The sequence below is a fragment of the Streptomyces flavovariabilis genome, assembly GCF_000725785.1.
Taxonomy (GTDB): Bacteria; Actinomycetota; Actinomycetes; order Streptomycetales; family Streptomycetaceae; genus Streptomyces; species Streptomyces hawaiiensis.
This window is the reverse complement of sequence record NZ_JNXD01000002.1, coordinates 193,211-215,958: the sequence shown is the minus strand read 5'-3', so window position 1 is coordinate 215,958 and position 22,748 is coordinate 193,211. Positions and strand designations below refer to the sequence as shown.

Here is a 22,748-nt window from a genome sequence, read left to right as displayed (position 1 = left end):
CGTGAGCAAAGCTGCGCGGGCGGTACCGCGCAGTGGAGGGGGCTGCGCGGTGCCAGGGCTTTCCCGCCGAGCCGGGCAGCGGCGATGTCGAGGCGGCAAAGCGGCGAATCGGAGACGGCCCGGTGGCGGCTCCGGGTCAAGTGAACGCTCGGGCCCGGTTCACCCGTCGGGGGGATGCCGGGACAAGTCACCCGACCGGCCCCCAAGGTGCGGCAAATCCTCCGGATCCTGCCCCAGGACGCCCGATTCCCCAGCGTATGCGCCATGTTTCGGCCAGAAGCGAGCCCTGAACGCGGGCCTCCGCGGGCATCGCGGCGTTGCCGGGCGGCTCCGGAGAGTAGTTGTGGCACGCCGATGCACGCAGCATCACTTACAAAGGGTTATGGTGGAAACCCCCCCTCGGGCCGGTCCGTCTCCCCCCCACGGACCGGCCCGTTTTTCTTGCTCCGCCCCGGCGGCTCGAACCACCGACCGGAACCGCGCGTTCCGCCCCGGTTGGCGGCCCGCGGGCGCAGCGGGGGTAGGCTTCGCCCCCGGGGACCGCCATACGGGCAGGGACCGCCCGCGGCCACGACCGGGCCGCACGCCGCGGCCTGTCCGATCCGTACGGAGGGGCTGACGATCACGTGAACCTGCGCGACAAGCTGCGCGGCCTGCTGGTCAGGCTGTACGCACGCCGGGTGGAAGGTCACCTGGACCACGCTCAGGTGCCCAAGCACATCGGCGTCATCATGGACGGCAACCGGCGCTGGGCGAAGGCCGCCGGATCCAGCACCGTCGACGGTCACCGGGCCGGTGCCGGAAAGATCGAGGAGTTCCTCGGCTGGTGCTCGGAGACCGATGTCGAGGTCGTCACGCTCTGGCTGCTGTCCACGGACAACTTCGACCGGCCACAGAACGAGCTCGGCCCCCTGCTCGGCATCATCGAGGACGTCGCCCGCACCCTGGCCGCCGACGGCCGCTGGCGCGTGCGCCACGTCGGCACGCCGGACCTGCTGCCCTCCGGGATGCAGACGGTCCTCAAGGAGGCGGAGGAGTCCACCGCACACGTCGACGGGATAGTGGTCAACGTCGCCATCGGCTACGGCGGCCGCCAGGAGATCGCCGACGCCGTGCGCTCGATGCTGCTCGACGCCCGGGACAAGGGCACCTCGATGGAGGAGCTCGCCGAGGCGGTCGACATCGAGATGATCGGGCGTCACCTCTACACGAGCGACCAGCCCGACCCCGACCTGGTGATCCGCACCAGCGGCGAGCAGCGGCTGTCCGGATTCATGCTCTGGCAGACCGCGCACTCCGAGTACTACTTCTGTGACGTGTTCTGGCCGGCGTTCCGCAAGGTCGACTTCCTGCGCGCCATGCGTGACTACGCGGCCCGCCACCGGCGCTACGGCGGCTGAACCACCCGTCCGCGGACCCCGCGGACGCGGGACGTCCCACGTCGCGACCCCTCCCGGTACCCCTTCGCAGACGCGCGTAACACGGAGTTCACCGGCTTGCCGTCATATGCCGTGGCATGGCGACGCTCGTTCGAGGGCATAACCCAGACAGGTCGACGCCCGAACCACGGGTGTCGGATCTCAGCGGACGGCACGGGGCCGTCCGCCCGGGAGGCCCTTTGCACCAGCCCGATCGTGCGGTCACAGCACGGACGAAGAGGCGGAGGGCCGGTTTTCGGCCCGCGCAGGGCGGCCGACGACCGGTCCAGCTCCATACCGTCGCTCCCCGACCTCATCCGAGGGGGTACGTCCTTCCGTGGTGACCAGCACAAAGCGCCACAAGCCCGACCGGCGCACCTATGTTCTCGACACCAGCGTCCTGCTGGCCGACCCGAACGCCCTGAACCGCTTCGACGAGCACGAGGTCGTGCTCCCCATCGTCGTGGTCACGGAGCTGGAGGCCAAGAGGCACCATCCCGAACTCGGCTACTTCGCCCGGCAGGCCCTGCGCCTGCTCGACGAGTTCCGCGTCCGGCACGGCCGCCTCGACGCCCCCATCCCGATCGGGGATCTGGGCGGGACCGTCCGTGTCGAGCTCAACCACTCGGACCCCAGCGTGCTGCCCAGCGGCTACCGCCTGGGGGACAACGACTCCCGCATCCTCGCGGTCGCCCGCAATCTGCAGGCCGAGGGGTTCGACGTCACCGTCGTGTCCAAGGACCTCCCGCTCAGGATCAAGGCCTCCTCCGTCGGACTCCTCGCCGAGGAGTACCGTGCGGAACTCGCCATCACGGACTCCTCCGGCTGGACCGGAATGTCCGAACTGACCCTGCCCGGCGAGCAGGTGGACATCCTCTTCGAGGAGGGGCACGTCTACGTCCCCGAGGCCGCCGGCCTGCCGGTGCACACGGGCCTGATGATCCAGTCGGAGCGCGGCAAGGCGCTCGGGCGGGTCACGCCCGAGGGCACCATTCGTGTCGTGCGCGGGGATCGTGAGGTATTCGGCATCAAGGGCCGCAGCGCCGAGCAGCGGATCGCGCTGGACCTGCTGCTCGATCCGGACGTGGGGATCGTGTCCATGGGCGGCCGGGCCGGCACCGGCAAGTCGGCGCTCGCGCTGTGCGCGGGGCTGGAGGCGGTGCTGGAGCGGCGTCAGCACCAGAAGGTGATGGTCTTCCGTCCGCTGTACGCGGTGGGCGGGCAGGAGCTGGGCTATCTGCCGGGTTCCGAGGCCGAGAAGATGAGCCCCTGGGCGCAGGCCGTGTTCGACACGCTGTCGGCGGTCACGTCCCGGGAGGTCATCGAGGAGGTCACCGCACGCGGCATGCTGGAGGTCCTGCCGCTCACCCACATCCGCGGACGTTCGCTGCACGACGCGTTCGTGATCGTGGACGAGGCCCAGTCGCTGGAACGGAACGTACTTCTCACCGTTCTGTCCCGGATCGGGGCCAATTCACGGGTGGTTCTCACCCATGACGTGGCCCAGCGGGACAACCTCAGGGTCGGCCGGTACGACGGTGTCGTCGCCGTCGTCGAGAAGCTGAAGGGGCATCCGCTCTTCGCGCACGTGACCCTGACGCGGTCCGAGAGGTCTCAGATCGCCGCCCTTGTGACCGAAATGCTCGAAGACGGTCAGATCTGACCGTCCCGATCAAATAGTGGCGGTTACACGACAGTTGGCGCCGTCCGGAAAAGGCGAAGAGCCTAGCCGGGCGGCGCCTTCGCATGTGGACCTTTCTGTGAATCTCCCGCGCCAAACGGGATGTGAGCTTTCACACGCGACTCGGAATTGCCTTGCCCCGTCGGGTTACGGCAGAGTCTCACTCCTGTCAGGCCCCGCATACGACACACCTGTACCCCCAGCGGTACGGCACCACAAAGCAACAGCATCAACTGCATAGCGATGTCGTATGCCGCCCGAGCAACACACGGCGCTCCCCCCGGGGGAGTTGCCCACCGGGCCCGCGCCTCCCGTGACCCCGCAGTTGGGGAGGCCTGTGCCAGGGGCACGATTGCGTCCGCGAGGGTCACCGAAGCGGGCGATGCTGGAAGGAAAACCGTGTGAGCCGGATCTCGGTCCGGGGATTCGCAGTGGCTTCGGCCACAGCGGTCACCGCTGTCGGAAGCGTCGTCGGCGTTGCCTCGGGCAGCACCGCGCAGAACAACGACGCCGAAGCGACGGCAAGCGGCGCGACGCTGCTCGCGGACATCCCCGCGGGCCAGCAGGCCCAGGTGCAGACCGCGTCGCTGACGCAGCAGGCCGACGCACAGGCCATCCAGGCGGACGCGAGCGCGAAGAAGGACGCCGAGGAGGCTGCCCGCAAGGCCGCCGCCGAGACGGCCGTCGCCAAGAAGGAGGCCGCCGAGAAGGCGGCCAAGGCGGCGAAGGAGGCCAAGGAGCGCGCCGCGGAGGTCAAGGCAGCCGCCGCCAGCCGCTCCAAGGACATCTCCGACTTCCCCGTCGCGAACTCCTACAGCATCGCGCAGCTCCAGGCGATGGCACGGCAGATCGTGCCGTCGGGTCAGTTCCAGTGCTTCAGCAACATCGTGGACCACGAGTCCGACTGGAACTACAAGGCGGTCAACCCCTCCTCCGGTGCCTACGGCATGTTCCAGGCGCTGCCCGGTTCCAAGATGTCGTCCGTGGGCGCCGACTGGCGGACCAACCCGGCCACCCAGATCAAGTGGGGCCTGAACTACATGAACGACCGCTACGGCAGCCCCTGTGAGGCCTGGTCGTTCTGGCAGGCCAACAACTGGTACTGAGCCGGCCGGCCCACGGCCCACCCCGTCCTTCGCGCGAGCCCCGCACCGTCGTCCGGTGCGGGGCTCGCGCGATGTACGGTCGGACGGACGGCTCCCCGGGGGGAGTGGTGCGCCAAGACGGGGGAAAAGGACGGATCATGTCGCGAGTGCCAGGGTGGCTCGGCCGGCTCGGTGCCGGGCTGACGGAAATGAACGAGCGGTACAACCAACGCCGTGCCGAGGCCGAACGGGATCAGGACGACTCCGAGTCCCGGACGCTCGCCGACGAACACGTGCCGCCGCCCCCGGACTACGCGCCCGACGTCCCCGCCCGCCCCGACCCCGCGCTGGCCGTGCCGTGGGGGGTGCGGGTCGCCGCCGAGGCCGGCTGGCGGCTCCTCGTTCTCGCGGGCACCCTGTGGGTGCTGATGCGGGTCATCAGCGCCGTCCAGCTCGTGGTGCTCTCGTTCGTCATCGCGCTGCTCATCACGGCGATGCTGCAGCCGACGGTGGCGCGGCTGCGGCGCCGCGGCGTGCCGCGCGGCCCGGCCACCGCGCTGACGGCGATCCTCGGCTTCGTCGTCATGGGCCTCATCGGCTGGTTCGTGACCTGGCAGGTCATGGAGAACATCGACGACCTCTCGGGCCAGATCCAGGACGGCATCGACGAGTTGCGGAACTGGCTGCTGAACAGCCCCTTCCACGTCACGGACAAGCAGATCAACGAGATCGCCAAGAACCTGCGTGAGGCGGTCGGGGCGAACACCGACCAGATCACCTCGGCGGGCCTGGAGGGCGTGACGGTCGTCGTCGAGGCGCTGACCGGGATCCTGCTCGCCGTCTTCTGCACGCTGTTCCTGCTCTACGACGGCAAGCGGATCTGGCAGTGGACGCTGAAGCTGGTGCCGTCGGCGGCGCGGCCGGGGGTGGCCGGGGCCGGTCCGGCGGCGTGGCGGACGCTGACGGCGTATGTGCGGGGCACGGTGATCGTCGCGCTGATCGACGCGACCTTCATCGGGCTCGGCATCTACTTCCTCGATGTGCCGATGGCCGTGCCGCTGGCGGTGTTCATCTTCCTGGGCGCGTTCATCCCGCTGGTGGGCGCGGTGGCCTCCGGGGCGCTGGCCGTGGTCGTCGCACTGGTCACCCAGGGGGTGTTCACGGCGGTCATGACGCTGGTGGTGGTGCTCGCGGTGCAGCAGATCGAGGGGCACATCCTGCAGCCGTTCATCCTGGGACGAGCCGTGCGGGTGCATCCGCTGGCGGTGGTGCTGTCGGTCGCGGCCGGCGGGATGGTGGCCGGGATCGGGGGTGCGGTCGTGGCCGTGCCGCTCGTGGCGGTGACCAACACGGTCGTGGGGTATCTGCGGTCGTACTCGCAGAAGGCGGCGCTCCGGCATTCGGTGCGGCCGCGCGGCGCCACGGCGGTGACTGCGGAGCCGGTCCCTCAGACGCCGTCGGAGTAGCCGGGCCCGCAACACCAACAGAGCCCCGCCCACCGGTCAGGTGGGCGGGGCCCTGTCGTACGGGCGTGCGGCCGGGGATTACTCGGCCAGAACCGCCTCGGCGTCCAGCGTGACGCCGACCGCCTGGATCACGGAGGCGATCTTGAACGCCTCCTGGACGACCTCGCGGTCGAGGCCGGCCTTGCGCAGCACCTGCTCGTGGGAGTCCAGGCACATGCCGCAGCCGTTGATGGCCGAGACGGCGAAGGACCACAGCTCGAAGTCGACCTTGTCGACGCCCGGGTTGCCGATGACGTTCATCCGCAGGCCGGCGCGCAGGGTGCCGTACTCGTGGTCCGACAGGAGGTGACGGGTGCGGTAGAAGACGTTGTTCATCGCCATCACCGCGGCGGCGGCCTTGGCGGCCGTGTACGCCTCCGGCGACAGGTTCGCCTTCGCCTCCGGCTCCAGCTCGCGCAGCACGATCGGGGAACGCGAGGCGATCGCCGTCGACAGCACCGTGCCCCACAACTGCTGGGCCGGCAGGTCGGAGTTGCCGATGACCGAGCCCAGGTTGAGCTTCAGGTCCTTGGCGTAGTCCGGTATGGCGGACTTCAGGGCATCCAGCGACATGTCAGATCACTCCCCGGAGAGCAGCGCGACCGGGTCGAGGGTCTCGTCGCCCTTCGACCAGTTGCAGGGGCAGAGCTCGTCCGTCTGGAGCGCGTCCAGGACCCGGAGGACCTCCTTCGGGTTACGGCCGACCGAGCCCGCGGTCACCATCGAGAACTGGATCTCGTTGTTCTGGTCCACGATGAACACCGCGCGCTTGGCGAAGCCGTCCTCGCCCTCGATGCCGAGGTCGCGCATCAGCTCGTGCTTGGAGTCGGCCATCATCGGGAACGGCAGGTCACGCAGGTCGTCGTGGTCCTTGCGCCAGGCGTGGTGGACGAACTCGGAGTCGCCGGAGAAGCCGAGGACCTGCGCGTCGCGGTCCGCGAACTCCTCGTTCAGCTTGCCGAAGGCGGCGATCTCGGTCGGGCACACGAAGGTGAAGTCCTTGGGCCACGCGAAGATGACCTTCCACTGACCCTCGTAGGTCTTGTGGTTGATCTGCTGGAACTCCTTGCCCTTCTCCAGCGAGACGCAGGCGGTCAGGTCGAACTCGGGGAACTTGTCACCGACGGTGAGCACACACACTCCTTGCAGCGAAGAAACACCCGGATTGCGGGGGTTTCCCATGGGTTGGACTGTGTTGATGTTGGCACAGGCTCGATTGATTACGGAAATAGCTACACTCGGTCGAGTTGATCGGAGGTAGTTATCAGTGACTGTCGGTAATAAGCGCAGGCAGCCCAGCCTGGCCCAGCTCCGCGCCTTCGCGGCGGTGGCCGAGCACCTTCATTTCCGGGACGCGGCCGCGGCGATCGGTATGAGCCAGCCCGCCCTCTCGGGCGCCGTGTCGGCCCTGGAGGAAACACTCGGAGTGACGCTCCTCGAGCGTACGACGCGCAAGGTGCTGCTCTCACCCGAGGGTGAGCGGATCGCCGTACGCGCCAAGGCCGTTCTGGGGGAGGTGGGTGCGCTCCTGGAGGAGGCCGAGGCGGTCCGGGCGCCCTTCACCGGGGTGCTGCGGCTCGGTGTGATCCCGACGGTCGCGCCCTATCTGCTGCCGACCGTCCTGCGGCTCGTCCACGAACGCTATCCGCACCTCGACCTCCAGGTGCACGAGGAGCAGACCGGCAGCCTGCTCGACGGCCTCGCCGGCGGCCGGCTCGACCTCCTGCTGCTCGCCGTGCCCCTGGGCGTACCGGGCGTGATCGAACTGCCGCTGTTCGACGAGGACTTCGTGCTCGTCACCCCGCTCGACCACCGGCTCGGCGGCCGCGAGGGCATTCCGCGCCAGGCGTTGCGCGAGCTGAATCTGCTGCTGCTGGACGAGGGACACTGCCTGCGGGACCAGGCCCTCGACATCTGCCGGGAGGCCGGCCGCGACGACGTGCCGGTCACCACCACCGCGGCCGGGCTGTCCACGCTGGTGCAGCTCGTCGCGGGCGGACTCGGCGTCACACTGCTGCCGCGCACCGCCCTCAAGGTCGAGATCTCCCGCAGCAACCAGCTCCTCACCGGGTACTTCGCCGACCCGGCCCCCACCCGGCGGATCGCCCTGGCGATGCGGATGGGGGCCGCGCGCGGCGCGGAGTACGAGGAGCTCGCGGCCGCCCTGCGCCAGGCGCTGTGCCCGCTGCCCGTACGGGTGCTGGAGCAGGACGCCTGACGCGTACGGGCTGCGGGACCCGCTACTCGGTGCGCAGCCCGTCCGGCCGCATCAGCCTCACCAGCGGGGGCAGGCTCAGCAGCGTCACCACGAGGACGACACCGGCGCCGATGCCGGTCATCGACAGCACGCTCGGCCAGTCCACCCGGACCGAGGTGTTGGTCATCCGCAGCAGGACCGCGCCCAGGGCCGTGCCCACCGCCGCGGCGAGCAGCAGACCCAGACCGATCGGGATCGCCGTCTGCCACAGCACCGACAGGCTGAGGGTGCGGCGGCGGGTGCCGAAGGCGACCAGGGCCGACAGCAGCTTGCGGCGCTCGCGCAGCTGCTCCAGCTGCGAGACCAGCAGGCTCGCCCCGATCAGCGCCAGCACGCAGGCGGCGCCGACGGACAGGCCGGTGCGGATGGTGGCGTAGCGGTCGTTGCTCTCGATGCTCTGCCAGGTCATCGGCTGGACCGCCGGGTCGAGCCGCGCGGCCGTGTTGCGCACGTGGTCGTACGCGTCCGGTATCGAGCTGTCCAGGCTCAGGAAGAGCTGCGGGGAGGTGAACGCCGCGAGCTTCTCGGGCAGCGCGCCGGGGGTGACCAGGAGGCCGCCGCGCTGGTACCCGGTGGGGTCCTCCCGGGACTGGGCCTGCCGGAGTTTCTGCGGCACGGTGAAGGAGGCCCGGCGGTCGCCGGAGCGGCCGGAGTCCTCCGGGTCGGCCCACAGGGTCGTGCCGGGCTTGGCCAGGTGGGCGCCCTCGGTGTCGTCCTCCGAGCCCTGGACGGCGAAGACCTCGCCGTCGCGGCAGGAGGGGAGTGTGGCCACCTCGCGCAGCGACGCGCAGTCGGCCACGGTGATCTGGATGTAGGAGTCCGCCTCGCCGCGCCGGTCGCCGAGATAGACGTCGGACAGTGCGGTGACCTTGCGTACGCCCTCGGTGTCGCGGTACTTCCCGATGACGGCCGAGGCGTCGGCGTCGTTCGGCAAGTCCACGCTCATCTGGGCCCGGGAGACGTCGTACTGCGACGCCCTGGTGTAGTTGCCCTCCACTCCGGCGAACAGCATCTGCAGCGCGATCGCCCCGGCCACCGCCACCGCGATGCCGTTGACCATCCGGGCCGCCGCACCACTGCTCAACTGGAGCCTGCGCACGGCGAGTTGCCAGGCGATCCCGCCCGAGCCGAGCCGGGCAACGACCGTCTCCACCACCCAGGGCAGCAGGGTCGTGACGCCGACCAGCAGGAGCATCACGCCGCCGACGACGCGGTACTGATTGAACTCCCCGCCGTCGTCGCCCTGCCCGACCATCGGGAAGAGCAGCGCGAGCCCGCCCAGCGGCAGCAGCAGCCGCCACCACAGCCGGCGCCGCGCGGGCTTGGCGGTGCGCACCACGCCGAGCGGCTCGATGACCACCCCGCGCAGGGCGAGGATCGTCACCACGACCGCGGCCGCCGGCACCGCCAGGGCGACCAGGACGGCCAGCACGGGCGAGGGGTTCAGATAGCTCGGGAACACGCTGACGTGGAACACCTCGGCGGACGCCGCCAGTTGCCGTCCGAGCAGGAAGAACCCGGTGCCGAGGACGAGCCCCAGCACCGAACCGGCGAGCGCCTCGCCGGCGGCGATCCGCCGGGTCATCCGGCTGTCGGAGCCGACCAGCCGCAGCGCCGCCAGGCGGCGGTCACGCCGCTCGCCGCCGAACCGCACGGCCGCGGCGATGAACACGGCGACCGGCATCAGCAGCACCACGAAGACGACCAGCACCAGCAGGAGCAGCACCGGGTCCCATGGGTCGGCCGACCCCAGGTCCGGATTGCCGAAGCTGTCGATCCGGGCCCCGCTGGCGAGGCCCTCGAGCCGTTCCGCGAGTCCCGTGCCGCCCGCGAAGTAGGCGAGTTCCCGTGGGCCGACGAGCCCCTCCTCGCCGATGGTGCCCGCAACGCGGTAGTCCAGCCGTTCCCGCAGCAGCTTGCCCTCGTCGGAGGCGAGCAGTTCCTTCAGCGCGGGGGAGACGACCATCTCGCCCGCGGCCGGGAACTGCGCGACCCCCGGGGGCAGCGGAGCCCGCGGGCCCTCCGCCTCCAGCATCCGGCCGCGCACGTCCTGGTCCCGGAACGTGGTGTCCGAGTCGAGGACGATCAGGGTGTCCTCGGCCTTCGGTATCTTCTGCTGGCTGAAGGTGTGGTCGCTGCGCGCCTCCTCCCGCCGGTCCCGCTCCGCCAGCGCGTTCGGGATGGCGGTGGTGAGCAGCAGCAGCGCGACACCGAGCCCGACGCCGACGGCCGTGAGCAGCGCCCGGGTCCAGCCCTCACGTCCGCCGGCGAAGGCGAACCGGGCCCCCATCGCCAGGTCCCGGGTCCACTGACCGACGCTCATACGACGCGCTCCATGTCCCGGGACCTGCCGTCCCGTACGACGATCTCGCGGTCGGAGTAGGCGGCCACCCGCGCCTCGTGCGTGACGAGCACCACGGCCGTGCTGGCGGACCGGGCGGCGTCCGTGAGCAGGTCCATCACGCGCTCGCCGTTGAAGGAGTCGAGCGCGCCGGTCGGCTCGTCGGCGAACACCACCCGCGGGTTCGTCACCAGCGACCGGGCGACGGCGACCCGCTGCCCCTGACCGCCGGAGACCTCGCCGGGCCGCTTCTTTCGCAGGTCGTCGACCTCCAGCCGTTCCATCCACGCCAGCGCGGTCCGTTCGGCCTCCTTGCGGGACGACCCGTTCAGCCGCAGCGGCAGCGCGACGTTCTCCACGCAGGTGAGTTCCGGTACGAGCTGCCCGAACTGGAAGACGAACCCGAACTCGGAGCGCCGCAGCGCACTGCGCTCGGCGTCGCTCATCGCGGTCACCTCACGCCCGTTGTACGTGATCGAGCCCGAGTCGGGCATGACGATCCCGGCGAGACAGTGCAGCAGCGTCGACTTGCCCGACCCGGACGGGCCCATCACGGCGACGACCTCGCCGGGGTGGATGGAGAACTCGGCGCCGTCGAGCGCGGTCGTCGGCCCGTACGTCTTGCGCAGGTCCTGGGCGGTGAGGAGCGAACCAGCGGGAATGGTCACCGGGTCACCGCCTCGCGGAGCTTGTCCAGACGCGCCGCGGTCAGCTCCAGCCAGCGCAGGTCCGCCTCCAGGTGGAACAGCGCGTGGTCGCAGATGAGCTGGTCGGCCAGATCGCCCTTGCGCTTGCGGTCGGTGAGGATCCGCATGCTGCGCAGGTGCTCCGAGCGCTGGGTGTCGAGGATGTCACCGGCGTCGCGGCCGGTGAGCAGCGCGAGGACGACCTTGGTGTAGAGGGTCGACTGGAGGTACGGCTCCGGCTTCTCGGGCGTGGCGAGCCAGCGCGCGACGTCGGTGATGCCGGCTTCGGTGATGGCGTACCGCTTGCGTTCGGGCCCGCCGCCCGCCTCGATGCCGTCGACCTCGACGAGCCCGTTCTTCAGCAGACGGGACATCGTCGAGTAGACCTGGCCGTAGTGGAGCGGCCGGTCGTGACCGAACTTCTCGTCGAAGGCCCGCTTCAGGTCGTAACCGTGGCGCGGGCCGGACTCCAGGAGCCCCAGGAGAGTGTGACCGATGGACATGACCAGGACTGTACTCGGGGTGTATACGCGGCATGTATACGCCGGGTGTGTAGAGCGGGGCGGACGGTACGGCTGCGCAGGTGGGGACGTGTTGTCACGGTTCCGCAACAGCCGTGATGTCCGTGCGTTCAGGTCGGCGGCGGTCCGGGGGCGGAACCTCCGGGAGAGCCGGGCGGCCGCCCGCGCCGGGGCAGCGGCCCGGTCTCCCGCGGCAGCCGCCCCGCCTCCGCCAGCGCCCTGCGCAACAGGAACTCGATCTGCGCGTTCGCCGACCGCAGCTCGTCGCCGGCCCACCGCGCGAGCGCCTCGTGCACCGCCGGGTCCAGCCGCAGCAGCACCTGCTTGCGCTGCTGCTGCGGCCGGCGCTGCGGGCCCGGACCTTCGGGAGGGACCGTCACTGGTAGAGGGACCCGGTGTTGAGGACCGGCTGCGCGGCCCGGTCACCGCACAGCACCACCATCAGGTTCGACACCATCGCCGCCTTCCGTTCGGAGTCCAGCTCCACGATGTCCCGCTCGGTGATGCGGGCGATCGCGGCCTCCACCATGCCCACCGCGCCGTCCACGATCTGCCGCCGCGCCGCGACCACCGCTCCGGCCTGCTGCCGCTGGAGCATCGCCGAGGCGATCTCGGGGGCGTAGGCGAGGTGCGTGAAGCGGGACTCGATGATCTGCACCCCCGCCGCCTCCACGCGCGCGTGCAGTTCGACGGCGAGCTTCTCGGTGATCTCCTCGGCGTTGCCACGCAGCGAGAGGCCGTCCTCCTCGTGGGCGTCGTAGGGGTACTCGATGGCGATGTGCCGCACCGCCGCCTCGGTCTGGGTGGAGACGAACTCGATGTAGTCGTCGACCTCGAAGGTGGCCTGGGCGGTGTCCTCGACGCGCCACACCACGACCGCGGCGAGTTCGATCGGGTTGCCGTAGGCGTCGTTGACCTTGAGGACGGCGGTCTCGTGGTTGCGGACGCGCGTCGAGATCTTGGTGCGCGAGGTGAAGGGGTTCACCCAGCGCAGGCCGTCCTGGCGGATGGTGCCCCGGTAGCGGCCGAAGAGCTGGACGACCCGGGCCTCGCCCGGCGCCACCATGTTCAGTCCGCACATGGCGAGGAACGCCGCGAGCGCGACCAGGATGCCGCCGATGATCAGCCCGGCCTTGGCGCCGTCCCCGTCGACCGAGGTGGCGAGCGCGATCAGCCCCGCTCCGGCCAGCAGCCCGAGCAGGCCGAGCAGCAGGGCGAGCCCGCCGCCGATGCTGTGCGCGGTGAACTCCCGCACGCGTGGCGCCGGCATCTCGGGCACGTCGGCGGTGACCTGCGTGTCGTGTGTGGACATGGGTGGTCCCCCGTTCTTCTGTCGAAGCCACTCCTGCATAGCTTCTGTCTAGCTAAGTGATATCACTTTATTGCGTCATGGCAACCCTGCGCGTGTCTCGTACGTCGGTTCCGTTGGGATGGGTGCTGATTGTCACGTCCGCAAAGGGCCGGATCGGCAGCCCTATCTCTTATCTCCCGGTGTTAGCTTTCTGAGCTGACCTGAGCGGCGAACCTGTGTGACATGTGAGCACACATGAACGAAGCGGAGCGGATCGGACCCATGGGACGAGCGGAAGAGAGACGCGCCCGACAGCGCGGTGGGCGCCGGGCGGCACCCAAGCGCCGCCGTTCGTCGGGCGCGGCCGGGAAGAGCGGCATACGCCGGCTCTTCACCTGGAAGAAGATTCTCGGCACCTTCCTCGGCCTGTGCCTGCTGGGCATGGGTGCCTTCATCGTGCTGTACATGATGATCGGCATCCCCGAGGGGAACGCCGACGCCAAGCGCCAGAGCAACATCTACAAGTACAGCGACGGTTCGATCATGGCCCGCGACGGCAAGGTCAACCGCGAGGTCGTGGACCTGTCCAGGGTCTCCAAGAACGTGCGGCTGACCTTCGTGGCGGCCGAGAACAAGACGTTCTACAAGGACGCCGGCGTCGACCTGAAGGGCACGGCCCGCGGTCTGCTCAACACCGTCACCGGCAAGGGTGCGCAGGGTGGTTCCACGATCACCCAGCAGTACGTCAAGAACTACTACCTGACGCAGGAACAGACCGTCTCGCGCAAGCTGAAGGAACTGGTCATCTCGCTGAAGCTGGACCGCGAGAAGTCCAAGGACTACATCCTCGCCGGCTACATCAACACCAGCTACTACGGCCGCAACGCCTACGGCATCCAGGCCGCCGCCCAGGCCTATTACCGCACCGACGCCGAGAAGCTCACGGTCGCACAGGGCGCCTACCTCGCCGCGCTGCTCCAGGCGCCGAGCCAGTACGACTGGGCCGTCGCCTCCGAGGACGGCAAGAAGCTGGTGAAGGCGCGCTGGAACTACGTCCTGAACAACATGGTCGACGAGGGCTGGCTGAGCCGGTCCGAGCGAGCGGACATGAAGTTCCCGGTGCCGAAGGAGCCCAAGCCCGCCCCCGGCATGGAGGGCCAGAAGGGCTACCTGGTCAACGCGGCCAACTCCGCGCTGGAGAAGCAGCTCGTCGCCGAGGGCACCGCCGACAGCACCAAGGAAGCCGAGGCGATGGTCAACGCCGGCGGCTGGACCCTCACGCTCAACATCGACAAGAAGAAGCAGGCGGCGCTGGAGAAGTCCGTCAAGCAGCAGCTGACCGGCAAGCTCGACCCCGCCAAGCGCAAGGTCGACGGGAACGTCCAGGCCGGTGCCGCGTCCGTGAACCCCAAGACCGGCGCGGTGGTCGCGATGTACGGCGGCGAGGACTACTTCAAGCACTACACGAACAACGCCACCCGCTCCGACTACCAGCCGGCCTCCACCTTCAAGCCGGTCATCCTGGCCGCGGCCCTGGAGGAGCAGGCGAAGACGCAGGACGGCAAGCCGATCACCGCGAACACGGTCTACGACGGCACGAGCAAGCGCCAGGTCATGGAGGGCGGCACCAAGGTCGGCTTCGCCCCCGAGAACGAGGACGACCGGAACTACGGACCGATCTCCGTCCAGACGGCGATGAACAAGTCCGTCAACTCCGTCTTCGCGCAGATGGGCGTCGACGTCGGAATGACCGACGTGGTGGACGTCGCCGGCAAGCTCGGCATGGACACCGAGAATATGGAGGCCGTCCCCGCGCAGACCCTGGGCAGCATGGGCGCGAGCCCCCTGCAGATGGCCGGTGTCTACGCGACCCTCGACAACCACGGCAAGAAGGTCACCCCGGCGCTGGTGAAGTCGGCCGAGCATCTCAACCGGACGGTCACCATGCCCGACGCGGTCGGCGACCAGGTCATCAGCCGCGAGGCCGCCGACTCGGTCACCTCGGTACTGACCGGCGTGGTCGACGACGGCACCGCCCAGGCTTCCGTACGGGACAACCCCCGGCGCGACGGCCAGCAGGTCGCCGGCAAGACGGGCACGTCCGACAACAACAAGTCGGCCTGGTTCACCGGCTACACGCCGGACCTGGTGACCTCCGTCGGCCTGTTCGGCGAGGACGCCAAGACCCACGCCCAGGTCCCGATGTACAAGGCGGGCGGCAAGCCCCGGGTCGACGGCGGTGGCTTCCCGGCGCAGATCTGGGCGGCGTACACCTTCGGCGTGATGGACGACGTCAGAAAGTTCGACCTGGACACCCAGCAGGGCGCGGCCGTCCAGCCGACCTGGACGCCGCCCCCGACGCGGGAACCGACCAAGGAACCCACCCAGGAGCCGACGACCGAGGAGCCGTCGTCCTCCCCGCCGCCGACCACGGAGGAGCCCTCGTCGTCCCCGCCGCCGAGCCCGTCGACGACACCGCCCACCTTCACCCCGCCCACAGCCCCGCAGACGACACCGCCGGGCGACGGCGGTGACCCGTTCGACCCGATCAAGCCGGGCGACGACGACCAGTAGGAGACGCCGAAGGGCGCCCGGTGCACACCGGGCGCCCTTCGGCTTGTTCGTACGCGGCTGAGTCAGCTGCGGTTGAGCTCGAACCAGACCACCTTGCCCGTGCTGAGCCGGGTCGCGCCCCAGCGCCGGGCCAGCCGGTTCACCAGGTACAGCCCGCGCCCGCCCTCGTCGGTGGCGCGTGCCTGACGCAGCCGCGGCAGTTGCGGCACGTCGTCGCCGACCTCACAGCGCAGCACGTCTGTGCGCAGCAGCCGCAGGGTCACCGGCCGGGACGCGTACCGCACGGCGTTCGTCACGACTTCGCTGACCAGCAGCTCGACGGAGTCGCTGAGCTCTTCCAGGCCCCAGCGCTGCAACGCGCGCCGGGCGAGGCGGCGGGCCCGGCCGGGGGCGGCGTCCTCCGGCTCCAGGAACCAGTACGCCACATCGCTGGGCGCGATCCCGTCGAAGCGGGCGGCGAGCAGCGCGATGTCGTCGTCCCGGTCGCCCGGGCCGAGCATGTCGAGCACCTCGTCGCACAGCGCTTCCAGGGGCGGCGGATGGTCCGGCCCGGTGAGCTGCGCGACCGCGGCGAGCTTCTCCCGCAGCTGCTCGATGCCGGTCCACACGTCGCGCAGCCGGGACTCGACCAGGCCGTCGGTGTAGAGCAGCAGGGTCGCACCGGCGGGCGCGTCCAGCTCCACCGCCTCGAAGTCCACGCCGCCGACCCCGATCGGGGCGCCGGCGGGCACCCGCAGCACCTCGGCGCGGCCGCCCAGGTGGAGCAGGACGGGCGGCGGATGACCGGCGTTGGCGATGGTGATGCGGTGCGATACCGGGTCGTAGACCGCGTAGAGGCACGTCGCCATGCGGTCCACGCCCAGGCGCTGGGCCTGCTCGTCGAGGTGGTGCAGGACCTCCTGCGGCGGCAGGTCGAGGCCGGCGAGGGTCTGGGCCGTGGTGCGCAGCTGGCCCATGATGGCGGCCGACGTCATGGAATGCCCCATGACGTCACCGACGACCAGGGCGACCCGGCTGCCGGGCAGCGGGATCGCGTCGTACCAGTCGCCGCCCACCCGGGCCGTCTCCGCGGCCGGCAGGTAGCGGGAGGCCAGCCGCACACCCGTCGGGCGGGGCAGCGTCTCGGGCAGCATGGTGCGCTGCAGCTCGTCCGCGATGTAGGCCTCGCGGCCGTACAGCACGGCCTTGTCGATGCCGAGGGCGCTGTGCGTGGCGAGCTGGGCTGCCACGAGCAGGTCGTCCGGCTCGAAGGCCATGCGTTCGGGCCGGCGCAGGAACAGCGCGGCACCGATGACCCGGCGCCGGCCGCGCAGCGGCGCGAGGATCGCGCGCTGCCCGTCCGGCACGGCGAACTCGCCGCCCTCACCCAGCAGTTCCGGCAGCGCGGCGCGAGCCGCGGGGGCGTCGGTGAACACCGGGCGCACGCCCCGCAGGACTTCGGCGAGCGCGCTGCCGGGCCGCACCTCGCACAACTCGGCGCCGACCGTGTCCAGCTCGTTCGGCTCGGGCTGTGCGGCCGGCAGGAAGCCGTTCTCGGTGTCGCGCTCCGCCGGTATCCGGTCGGTGCGGCGCAGCCGCAGCACCAGCGGGCCCATGGGTCGCTCGTCGCCGACGGGCAGCGGGTCGCGCAGATAGACCAGGATCGCGTCGGAGAAGGTGGGCACGGTGGCCCGGCACAGCCCCATCACGATCTCGTCGAGATCGATGCCGCGGGCGATCCGCCGGGTGGCGGCCCCCACGAACCTCAGCCGGTCGCCGTCCCGCCGCATGGGCGTGGGGCGGCCGGGCGGCAGGCTCTGGCCGCTGCGGCGCTCCTGTCCGTCGGAGTTCACCACCGGCCGGTCCTGTTCGTCGGCCGGCTGGACCGGAATGCCCTCGGGGGCGGGGCGCGGCCGAGGGGTCTCGCGCTCGGCTGTCTGCTCGGCACCCGGCTGGGAGTGCTCGGAGGCGGGGTCGCTCACGGTGTCCTTGCCCTTGCCGAACGGCGTGGAGGTGCCCGGCTCCGACGTGCCCGGCGTGCTGTGTGCCGTCGTGACCGGAACGGTGACGTCGCCGCCGGGGCGGCCCTGTACCGGTAAGGCGCCCGCACCGGGCGCACGCGCCGGTGTCGGGGTATGCGCGAACGCCCCGCGGGGATCCGCGGGGTCGACGCCCGTCTGGGGGCGTTCGAACGAGGTCGGCTGCTCCGTCACGCGTGTCGAATCCATCCGTCCGGGGCTGCGCGCCGCGCGCGCAGTTGGTCCCGCCGAAACTCCGATACCCGGAATACGTGTCCCAGGAACGGAATTCCCGCGTGGTCAGAGGTTGTTCCTGTGCCACCGGCCGGCCGTCTGCGGCTCAGGGGGCCTGTGGCGCAGGCCCTGCCGGTGTTGCCCTCGTACCCCTCGCTCACGTCCTGCCGCCCCTCGGTGACGATCGGTCAAGCCCAGCGCGTGCTCCGGTAGTTGCCGCCGCGCGCCCTTGCGGAGGACGATCCTACGTTTCTTGCCCGGGGGCGCATCAAGGGTCTCATGAGGACACTTGCGCAGGCGTACGATCCCAGTCCTCCGGCAGTGACGGTACCGCCCAGGACGGATCCGGGCGCCAGTGCTGCCAGCCTTCCGAGAACGGCGGCCCCCAGGCACGGATCAGCTCGACCGCCTCCCGCCCCGCCTCCCGTACCCTTTCCGCCCGCTGGTCGTCCATCAGCCCGTCCCGCAGGGCCTGGGCGAACTCGTCCTCGTCCCGCCAGTGCCAACTCCGGTCGGGATGGACGGAGATGTCCAGGTAGTGGTCGATGGAGTCGACGCCGCCCGCCCAACGGGCCAGCGGCTCCTCCAGGTTCACGTACCAGTTCTTGAACTGCCAGCCCGGCTCCCAGAACAGCCACACCGACCAGGGTTCGCCGGGCCGGGCCAGCTTCAGCACACCCGTGCCGAACCACCGGTCGCGCTGCACGGTCCGCGGCTTGGTGTAGCGCGACTCCAGCGGTTCCAGGTGCACGGGCGTGCCGTCGGCGAGCACGGGCTTCACGCACTCGGTGCCGGGCGCCAGCCACACGGCGAGCAGGTCGGCGTCGTCCTGGACGACGGTGACGGGACGCGCGATGTGCACGTGCGTGCCGCCGTTCTCCCGGTACCGCCACAGGATCCGGCTCCCGGGTGCCCAGAAGCCCGCCGCACCACCCGTTTCCACGCGTCTCATCGCTCCACCGTCCGCCATGAACAGATATTAGGTGCCGTAGGCATACGACGCTGCGGCGCGTGTCACGGTTCACGCGCCGGTCACACGTCGCGTTCCCTCGTCACGGGTGTGTCATCCGCAGGACGTCGAGCGCCTCGTCGAGCTGCTCCGCGGTCAGGTCCCCTCGCTCCACATACCCGCCGTCCAGCACGACCTGACGGATCGTCTTCCGTTCGGCCAGCGCCTTCTTGGCGACCTTCGCGGCCTCCTCGTAGCCGATGTACTTGTTGAGCGGGGTGACGACCGAGGGGGAGGACTCGGCGTACTCCCGCGCCCGCTCACGGTCGGCGGTGATGCCGTCCACGGTCCGGTCGGCGAGCAGCCGCGTCGCGTTGGCGAGCAGCCGGATCGACTCCAGCAGGTTCTTCGCGATGACGGGCAGCATGACGTTGAGCTCGAAGTTCCCGGCGGCGCCCGCGGTGGCGACGGTGGCGTCGTTGCCCACGACCTGCGCGGCGACCATCAGCACGGCCTCCGGAATGACCGGGTTCACCTTGCCCGGCATGATCGAGGAGCCGGGCTGGAGGTCGGGCAGGGCGATCTCGGCGAGGCCGGTGCGCGGCCCGGAGGACATCCACCGCAGGTCGTTGGCGATCTTCGTCAGCCCGACCGCGATGGTCCGCAGCTGCCCGCTGGTCTCGACGACGCTGTCCCGGGCGCCCTGCGCCTCGAAGTGGTTCCGGGCCTCGGTGAGGGGCAGTCCCGTCGTGCGGGCGACCTCCTCGATGACGGCGGCGGAGAAGCCGGGCGGGGTGTTGATGCCCGTGCCGACGGCCGTACCGCCGAGGGGCAGTTCGGCGAGCCGGGGGAGGGAGGCCTCCAGCCGCTCGATGCCGTACCGCACCTGGGCGGCGTACCCGCCGAACTCCTGGCCCAGCGTCACGGGCGTGGCGTCCATGAGGTGCGTCCGCCCGGACTTCACGACGTCGGCGAACTCCTCGGCCTTGCGCTCCAGGGAGGCGGCGAGGTGGTCCAGGGCGGGGACGAGGTCGCGCGTCACGGCGGCCGTGGCGGCGATGTGGATCGAGGAGGGGAAGACGTCGTTGGACGACTGGGAGGCGTTGACGTGGTCGTTCGGGTGCACGGCCCGCCCGAGCCGCTCACCGGCCAGGGTGGCGATGACCTCGTTGGTGTTCATGTTGGACGAGGTCCCGGACCCGGTCTGGAACACGTCGACCGGGAAGTGCTCGTCCCACGTCCCCTCGGCGACCTCCCCGGCCGCCTCCTGGATCGCCTGGGCGATGTCCTTGTCCAGGACTCCCAGCTCGGCGTTGACCTTGGCCGCCGCCCCCTTGATCCGGGCCAGTGCCTCGATGTGCGCGCGCTCGATGCGCTGCCCGGAGACCGGGAAGTTCTCCACGGCGCGCTGGGTCTGGGCACGCCACTTGGCGTGGGCGGGCACCCGCACCTCGCCCATGGAGTCGTGCTCGGTGCGGTACTCGGTCCTGTCCTGCTCGTCGGTCATCGACGATCACCTCCACGTGTCACAGCGTCAGCGCCGCGACCACTGTTCCCCGTGGAGGTGAATCGTCACCGCCCTTCTCAGGCGAGTCCCGGACCGCGTACCGGAATGGAGGTGAACGTGGGCGCCGGCGCGGGGTCCTGGAAGAAGTCGTTGCCCTTGTCGTCGACCACGATGAACGCCGGGAAGTCCTCGACCTCGATCTTCCAGACGGCCTCCATGCCGAGCTCCTCGTACTCGACGACCTCGACCTTCTTGATGCAGTCCTGCGCCAGGCGCGCGGCCGGGCCGCCGATGGAGCCGAGGTAGAAGCCGCCGTGGGCGTCACAGGCGGCCGTGACCTGCTTGCTGCGGTTGCCCTTGGCCAGCATCACCTTGGAGCCGCCCGCCGCCTGGAACTGCTCCACGTAGGAGTCCATCCGGCCGGCCGTGGTCGGGCCGAAGGAGCCCGACGCGTAGCCCTCGGGCGTCTTGGCCGGACCGGCGTAGTACACCGGGTGGTCCTTCAGGTACTGCGGCATCTCCTCGCCCGCGTCCAGCCGCTCCTTGATCTTGGCGTGCGCGATGTCGCGGGCCACGACCAGCGGGCCGGTCAGGGACAGGCGGGTCTTCACCGGGTACTTGGTGAGCTCGGCGAGGATCGTCTCCATCGGCTGGTTCAGGTCGATCCTGACGACGTCGCTCTCGTCGAGGTGCTCGTCCGTCGTCTCCGGCAGGAACCGCGCCGGGTCCGTCTCCAGCTGCTCCAGGAAGACGCCCTCGGCGGTGATCTTCGCGACGGCCTGGCGGTCGGCGGAGCAGGACACCGCGATGGCGACCGGGCAGGACGCGCCGTGCCGCGGCAGACGCACCACCCGCACGTCGTGGCAGAAGTACTTGCCGCCGAACTGGGCGCCGATGCCGATCTTCTGCGTCAGCTCGAAGACCTTCTCCTCCAGCTCCTTGTCCCGGAAGCCGTGCCCGAGCTCGGAGCCCTCGGCCGGGATCTCGTCCAGGTAGTGCGCGGAGGCGTACTTGGCGGTCTTGAGCGCGTACTCGGCGGACGTACCACCGACCACGATCGCCAGGTGGTAGGGCGGGCAGGCCGCCGTGCCCAGCGAACGGATCTTCTCCTCCAGGAACTTCATCATGGAGGACTCGTTCAGGACGGCCTTCGTCTCCTGGTACAGGAACGACTTGTTGGCCGAGCCGCCGCCCTTGGCCATGAACAGGAACTTGTAGGCGCCGCCGTCGGCCGCGTACAGCTCGATCTGCGCGGGGAGGTTGGAACCGGTGTTCTTCTCCTCCCACATGGTGAGCGGAGCCATCTGCGAGTAGCGCAGGTTCAGGTTCTGGTACGCGTCGTAGATGCCGCGGCTCAGCGCCTCCTCGTCGCGGCCGGCCGTCAGCACGTTCTGCCCGCGCTTGCCCATCACGATCGCCGTGCCCGTGTCCTGGCACATCGGCAGCACACCGGCCGCCGCGATGTTCGCGTTCTTCAGCAGGTCCAGCGCCACGAACTTGTCGTTGCCCGACGCCTCGGGGTCGTCGATGATGCGGCGCAGCTGCGCGAGGTGGGCCGGGCGCAGGTAGTGCTGGATGTCGTGGACGGCCTCCTCGGCGAGCTTGCGCAGCGCCTCCGGCTCCACCTGGAGGAAGGTCCGCCCGTCCGGCCCCTCGACCGTGGAGACACCCTCGGAGGTCACCAGCCGGTAGGGGGTGGTGTCCTCTCCCTGGGGGAGCAGATCGGTGTACGCGAACTCAGGCATCTCAGCCCATTCCTCACTCGACGGACGGCGGCCCGCCTCCGTTGGCGGGCGTCAACCAGCGTAGAACCTGCCGCTGACGGCGAGCTTGTGAGGTAAGGCTCAGTTCGTCACACAGCAAGGATCGTGGGGGTGTCGCGATCTATCGTGTTTCGGTACCCTGCTGCCGTGGACCTTCACAAGCAGGACCTTCAGAAGCAGGGGCCCGCCGTCTCAGCGCCCCGCGCCTCCGACACGGAGCTCCGCGCCTCCGACGCCGAGCGCGACCGCATCGCCGACATCCTGCACGACGCCCTGGCCGAGGGCCGCCTCACCGCGGACGAGCACGCCGAGCGCGTCGACGGGGTGCTGCGCGCCAAGACCGTCGGCGAACTGGAGGTCTTCATACGGGACCTGCCCGCGGCCCATCGCCAGGGCCCCGGCCCCGGCCATGCCCCGGCCCCCCAGCGCCCCACGGCCGGCGCCATCCCGATCGACCCGGACGACAACGTGGTCGCGGTCTTCAGCGGCGCCGTCCGCAAAGGCCGCTGGCGCGCCGGCCGCCGCATCCACGCGTACGCGATCTTCGGCAGCGTCGAGATAGATCTCAGCGAGGCCCTCTTCGATCACCAGCAGGTCGTCGTCAAGTCGTTCGCGATCTTCGGCAGCGTCGACATCCGCGTCCCGGAGAACGTGTCGTTGCGCGGCATGGGCGGCGGAGTCCTCGGCAGCTTCGAGGTGGCCACGCTCGACTCGGGCGAACCGGAGGCCCCCATCGTCTACGTCGACGGTTGGGCGATCATGGGCAGCGTCGAGGCGCGGCCGAAGCGGGGCAGGGTGGTGGCGGACATCCTGGACCGGGTGCAGCGCAAGGTGGACAGGAGTTTGCGCAAACACCTGGGACATTGACAGTCGCGAATCACTCGAATCCGGCGGTTCGGAACTCAGTGCATAGGCGCGCGTACAGCGGGTAGGCCTTGC

At 70.3% G+C, this 22,748-nt stretch carries 18 protein-coding genes; 7 read left to right on the top strand and 11 right to left on the bottom strand.

Features of this window, described 5'->3' with window-relative positions; translation table 11 throughout:
- Positions 1–626: 626 nt before the first annotated feature.
- The 4 genes from IO24_RS0105985 to IO24_RS0105970 all read left to right on the top strand — a co-directional run bounded on the left by IO24_RS0105985 (position 627) and on the right by IO24_RS0105970 (position 5,650).
- Positions 627–1,400, top strand: coding sequence for an isoprenyl transferase (locus IO24_RS0105985; RefSeq protein ID WP_031132616.1), 774 nt, complete (start codon positions 627–629; stop codon positions 1,398–1,400).
- Positions 1,401–1,755: 355 nt separating this feature from the next.
- Positions 1,756–3,081, top strand: a complete 1,326-nt coding sequence (gene phoH2 / locus IO24_RS0105980; RefSeq protein ID WP_031132614.1) for an RNA 5'-3' helicase PhoH2 — start codon at positions 1,756–1,758, stop codon at positions 3,079–3,081.
- A 419-nt stretch (positions 3,082–3,500) separates the two neighbouring features.
- A complete protein-coding gene (locus tag IO24_RS0105975; RefSeq protein WP_031132612.1) occupies positions 3,501–4,205 on the top strand; it encodes an aggregation-promoting factor C-terminal-like domain-containing protein in 705 nt (234 codons plus the stop codon).
- Positions 4,206–4,342: 137 nt separating this feature from the next.
- Complete coding sequence (locus IO24_RS0105970) at positions 4,343–5,650, top strand: AI-2E family transporter (RefSeq protein WP_031132610.1); 1,308 nt, start codon at positions 4,343–4,345, stop codon at positions 5,648–5,650.
- A gap of 78 nt (positions 5,651–5,728) precedes the next feature.
- Here IO24_RS0105970 and IO24_RS0105965 read toward each other — a convergent pair whose 3' ends face one another.
- Positions 5,729–6,262, bottom strand: a complete 534-nt coding sequence (locus tag IO24_RS0105965) for an alkyl hydroperoxide reductase (RefSeq protein WP_031103031.1) — start codon at positions 6,260–6,262, stop codon at positions 5,729–5,731.
- A gap of 6 nt (positions 6,263–6,268) precedes the next feature.
- Positions 6,269–6,823, bottom strand: a complete 555-nt coding sequence (locus IO24_RS0105960) for a peroxiredoxin (RefSeq protein ID WP_031132607.1) — start codon at positions 6,821–6,823, stop codon at positions 6,269–6,271.
- A gap of 133 nt (positions 6,824–6,956) precedes the next feature.
- Here IO24_RS0105960 and IO24_RS0105955 point away from each other — a divergent pair, with 133 nt between their 5' ends.
- Positions 6,957–7,907, top strand: a complete 951-nt coding sequence (locus IO24_RS0105955) for a LysR substrate-binding domain-containing protein (protein WP_037667403.1) — start codon at positions 6,957–6,959, stop codon at positions 7,905–7,907.
- Between the two features lie 22 nt (positions 7,908–7,929).
- On the opposite strand, the gene IO24_RS0105950 is transcribed toward IO24_RS0105955, so the two are convergent.
- The 5 genes from IO24_RS0105950 to IO24_RS0105930 all read right to left on the bottom strand — a co-directional run bounded on the left by IO24_RS0105950 (position 7,930) and on the right by IO24_RS0105930 (position 12,806).
- Entirely contained in the window at positions 7,930–10,269 is a 2,340-nt protein-coding gene (locus IO24_RS0105950) for an ABC transporter permease (RefSeq protein WP_031132603.1), read from the bottom strand.
- Positions 10,266–10,955 (bottom strand): ABC transporter ATP-binding protein, encoded by a 690-nt coding sequence (locus IO24_RS0105945; protein WP_031132602.1) that lies wholly within the window; start codon positions 10,953–10,955, stop codon positions 10,266–10,268. The genes IO24_RS0105950 and IO24_RS0105945 overlap by 4 nt, the downstream gene beginning before the upstream one ends.
- Complete coding sequence (locus IO24_RS0105940; RefSeq protein WP_031132600.1) at positions 10,952–11,476, bottom strand: PadR family transcriptional regulator; 525 nt, start codon at positions 11,474–11,476, stop codon at positions 10,952–10,954. The genes IO24_RS0105945 and IO24_RS0105940 overlap by 4 nt, the downstream gene beginning before the upstream one ends.
- A 128-nt stretch (positions 11,477–11,604) precedes the next feature.
- Positions 11,605–11,874 (bottom strand): type II toxin-antitoxin system antitoxin, encoded by a 270-nt coding sequence (locus IO24_RS0105935; protein ID WP_031132597.1) that lies wholly within the window; start codon positions 11,872–11,874, stop codon positions 11,605–11,607.
- Complete coding sequence (locus IO24_RS0105930) at positions 11,871–12,806, bottom strand: SPFH domain-containing protein (protein ID WP_031132595.1); 936 nt, start codon at positions 12,804–12,806, stop codon at positions 11,871–11,873. Before IO24_RS0105930 ends, IO24_RS0105935 begins: the two co-directional genes overlap by 4 nt.
- Positions 12,807–13,067: 261 nt before the next feature.
- Here IO24_RS0105930 and IO24_RS0105925 point away from each other — a divergent pair, with 261 nt between their 5' ends.
- Positions 13,068–15,359 carry a transglycosylase domain-containing protein gene (locus tag IO24_RS0105925; RefSeq protein WP_031132594.1) on the top strand — a complete coding sequence of 764 codons (2,292 nt, stop codon included), beginning with the start codon at positions 13,068–13,070 and terminating at the stop codon, positions 15,357–15,359.
- Positions 15,360–15,421: 62 nt separating this feature from the next.
- Here the strand turns inward: IO24_RS0105925 and IO24_RS0105920 are convergent, their stop codons facing one another.
- From IO24_RS0105920 to IO24_RS0105905, 4 genes are all read right to left on the bottom strand, one after another.
- On the bottom strand, positions 15,422–17,566 hold the full coding sequence (locus IO24_RS0105920; RefSeq protein WP_031132592.1) for a SpoIIE family protein phosphatase: 2,145 nt from the start codon (positions 17,564–17,566) through the stop codon (positions 15,422–15,424).
- A gap of 301 nt (positions 17,567–17,867) precedes the next feature.
- Positions 17,868–18,560 carry a cytidylyl-2-hydroxypropylphosphonate hydrolase gene (fomD, locus tag IO24_RS0105915; RefSeq protein WP_078898886.1) on the bottom strand — a complete coding sequence of 231 codons (693 nt, stop codon included), beginning with the start codon at positions 18,558–18,560 and terminating at the stop codon, positions 17,868–17,870.
- An 82-nt stretch (positions 18,561–18,642) separates the two neighbouring features.
- Complete coding sequence (locus IO24_RS0105910; protein WP_031132588.1) at positions 18,643–20,046, bottom strand: class II fumarate hydratase; 1,404 nt, start codon at positions 20,044–20,046, stop codon at positions 18,643–18,645.
- Positions 20,047–20,123: 77 nt separating this feature from the next.
- A complete protein-coding gene (locus IO24_RS0105905) occupies positions 20,124–21,791 on the bottom strand; it encodes a fumarate hydratase (protein ID WP_031132585.1) in 1,668 nt (555 codons plus the stop codon).
- Between the two features lie 165 nt (positions 21,792–21,956).
- Here IO24_RS0105905 and IO24_RS0105900 point away from each other — a divergent pair, with 165 nt between their 5' ends.
- Complete coding sequence (locus IO24_RS0105900; protein WP_031132583.1) at positions 21,957–22,676, top strand: DUF1707 SHOCT-like domain-containing protein; 720 nt, start codon at positions 21,957–21,959, stop codon at positions 22,674–22,676.
- Positions 22,677–22,748 lie beyond the last annotated feature (72 nt).

Excerpts from the sequence above, each read along its gene's own strand:
- IO24_RS0105925 (WP_031132594.1), top strand. The coding sequence starts at position 13,068 with ATGGGACGAGCGGAAGAGAGACGCGCCCGACAGCGCGGTGGGCGCCGG.
- IO24_RS0105940 (WP_031132600.1), bottom strand. The coding sequence starts at position 11,476 with ATGTCCATCGGTCACACTCTCCTGGGGCTCCTGGAGTCCGGCCCGCGC.
- IO24_RS0105930 (WP_031132595.1), bottom strand. The coding sequence starts at position 12,806 with ATGTCCACACACGACACGCAGGTCACCGCCGACGTGCCCGAGATGCCG.
- IO24_RS0105970 (WP_031132610.1), top strand. The coding sequence starts at position 4,343 with ATGTCGCGAGTGCCAGGGTGGCTCGGCCGGCTCGGTGCCGGGCTGACG.
- IO24_RS0105905 (WP_031132585.1), bottom strand. The coding sequence starts at position 21,791 with ATGCCTGAGTTCGCGTACACCGATCTGCTCCCCCAGGGAGAGGACACC.
- fomD (WP_078898886.1), bottom strand. The coding sequence starts at position 18,560 with ATGGCGGACGGTGGAGCGATGAGACGCGTGGAAACGGGTGGTGCGGCG.
- IO24_RS0105950 (WP_031132603.1), bottom strand. The coding sequence starts at position 10,269 with ATGAGCGTCGGTCAGTGGACCCGGGACCTGGCGATGGGGGCCCGGTTC.
- IO24_RS0105920 (WP_031132592.1), bottom strand. The coding sequence starts at position 17,566 with ATGGATTCGACACGCGTGACGGAGCAGCCGACCTCGTTCGAACGCCCC.
- IO24_RS0105965 (WP_031103031.1), bottom strand. The coding sequence starts at position 6,262 with ATGTCGCTGGATGCCCTGAAGTCCGCCATACCGGACTACGCCAAGGAC.
- IO24_RS0105910 (WP_031132588.1), bottom strand. The coding sequence starts at position 20,046 with ATGACCGACGAGCAGGACAGGACCGAGTACCGCACCGAGCACGACTCC.